2 protein-coding genes and 1 pseudogene are annotated in these 1,867 nt (G+C 46.5%); all 3 read left to right on the top strand.

Annotation, left to right across the window (positions count from 1 at the left end):
* On the top strand, positions 1-525 hold a 525-nt coding region (locus ACJ8IM_RS25110), incomplete at its 5' end, for an RHS repeat-associated core domain-containing protein (protein ID WP_139286621.1).
* A 1-nt stretch (position 526) separates the two neighbouring features.
* Positions 527-985, top strand: a complete 459-nt coding sequence (locus ACJ8IM_RS25115; RefSeq protein ID WP_033655356.1) for a hypothetical protein — start codon at positions 527-529, stop codon at positions 983-985.
* Positions 986-1,343: 358 nt separating this feature from the next.
* Positions 1,344-1,867: pseudogene (locus ACJ8IM_RS25120) on the top strand (type IV secretion protein Rhs); the annotation flags it as partial.

Consider the following 1,867-nt stretch of genomic DNA (forward strand, 5'->3'; position numbering starts at 1 on the left):
CTGTTCCGCTACTACGAACCCGAGGTGGGGCGTTTCACCACGCAGGATCCGATAGGGCTGCGCGGCGGGTTGAACCTTTATCAGTATGCGCCGAACCCGCTGATGTGGGTGGATCCGTTGGGGTTGATGAGTTGTGGGGCTTCTAAAGGCTTTGCTAGAAAAGATAGAATCGCTCGCAGATGGGTGGATAAACTATCTGGCAAAAAGCCAGCTGATGTTGACGCGTTTTTAACTAGTCGCGGTTGGGCAAAGCATTACCCTCAAGCAGGCAGACCAGAAGCAATTCAACATACTCAATATGTGCGAACAACGAAATCGGGTGCGACATATAAACTTGATTATCACCCCGGAGGTAATGCAAGTCAGCCTAATATTCATGGCAATGATTATTGGAAGGTTTATAAGGTTGAGAATGGTGAGGATGTTGTTTTTGGTAGAATTGGGCATGGTGAATTTAAAAATTACGATCTGATAAAAGATTCACCTGTGTACGTTGATGGAGTTATTAAGAATGGTGGTATCTAAGATGATTGACTTTAATGCTGAGATTGTATCGGGGATTTCCATAGGGAATGTCGTTATAAATGAAAACATCTCGTCATATATTAATGAGATTTATTCTGGATTTAGTGTGGAGGTTAAAAGTTATTTTCTCCCTGATGGTGAGGAAAAAAAATCATATAAAATCGACAATACCTTGACCATTGCGACTGATAAAGACGGTGTTATCTTTTCACTTGGATGCAATGAGCGTTATCAAGGCGGCTACAAGGGAACCATATTCACAGGGATGAAGGTGATGGATGTGATAAAATTAACAAAAACTCAGAAATTATATAATGGTTCAATAATTATCAATGATGATTTTGGTATTTCACTTATACTTCCTCCGCCATATGATGAGATTGCTGATACAATAAAACACATTCCTGAAGATATAGAAATAAACGAGTTTTTTGTATCTGATTTTTCATTTTGGCGCTAATTCTTGATGCTTTGCACTAAGAATGACTTGCTCAAGTAGCTTGAAAAAATTGATTTCAAATCGAAAAAGTCAATGCAGGTAAATTTGGTGCAACTAGGGGCGATCTGTTGGAGTGCCCCCTGATGATAAAACAGGGGGGGAGGATTGAGTATGATGAGGAAATTGGTGCCTATATCAATTTTTGTTGGCGTTTATAAATATTAACCTCAATGATTGCGGTTATAAGAGGGTGTTCAATGGCTTTTTGAATTAATATTATTCAGCCAGTTCCTGACTAAAATTAAAAAATAAAATTATGAAAAGCTAATTTTCAGCTCTTTAAAAATGAAGCCATTGAAAATTAAATATTCCAAGTGTTTATTGTAGAGTAGGCCGCCTGCTGCAACACCGCGAGCCCAATCATGGCAAACCGGGCGCGCGGCTGGTGTACGATCTGGCGGATAACCTGCTGGGCGAGCGCAGCCCGCAGAGCGACATCGACGCGCACCTGCCGCTGGCACCGATCGCCGATAACCGGCTGACGCACTGGCAAAAACTGTTTTACCGTTACGACGCCTGGGGCAACCTGATCAGCCGGCGCAACGGCCTGTACGAACAGCACTACCGCTACGACGCCGACAATCGGCTGGTGCAGGCGCACGGCCGCGGCCCGCAGGGCGAATTCGAGGCGGAGTACCATTACGACGCGCTGGGCCGCCGCAGCCGCAAGGCGGTGCGCTACAAGGGCAAAACCGAACAGACGACCCGTTTCCTGTGGCAGGGCTACCGGTTGCTGCAGGAGCAGCGCGACGACGGCAGCCGCCGCAGCTGGAGCTACGATCCGGCCAGCCCGTGGAGCCCGCTGGCGGCGCTGGAGCAGGCGGGCGACAGCCGCTCGGCAGA

The sequence above is a fragment of the Serratia sp. CY33525 genome, from assembly GCF_052169115.1.
Classification (GTDB): domain Bacteria; phylum Pseudomonadota; class Gammaproteobacteria; order Enterobacterales; family Enterobacteriaceae; genus Serratia; species Serratia sarumanii.

Excerpts from the sequence above, each read along its gene's own strand:
- ACJ8IM_RS25115 (WP_033655356.1), top strand. The coding sequence starts at position 527 with ATGATTGACTTTAATGCTGAGATTGTATCGGGGATTTCCATAGGGAAT.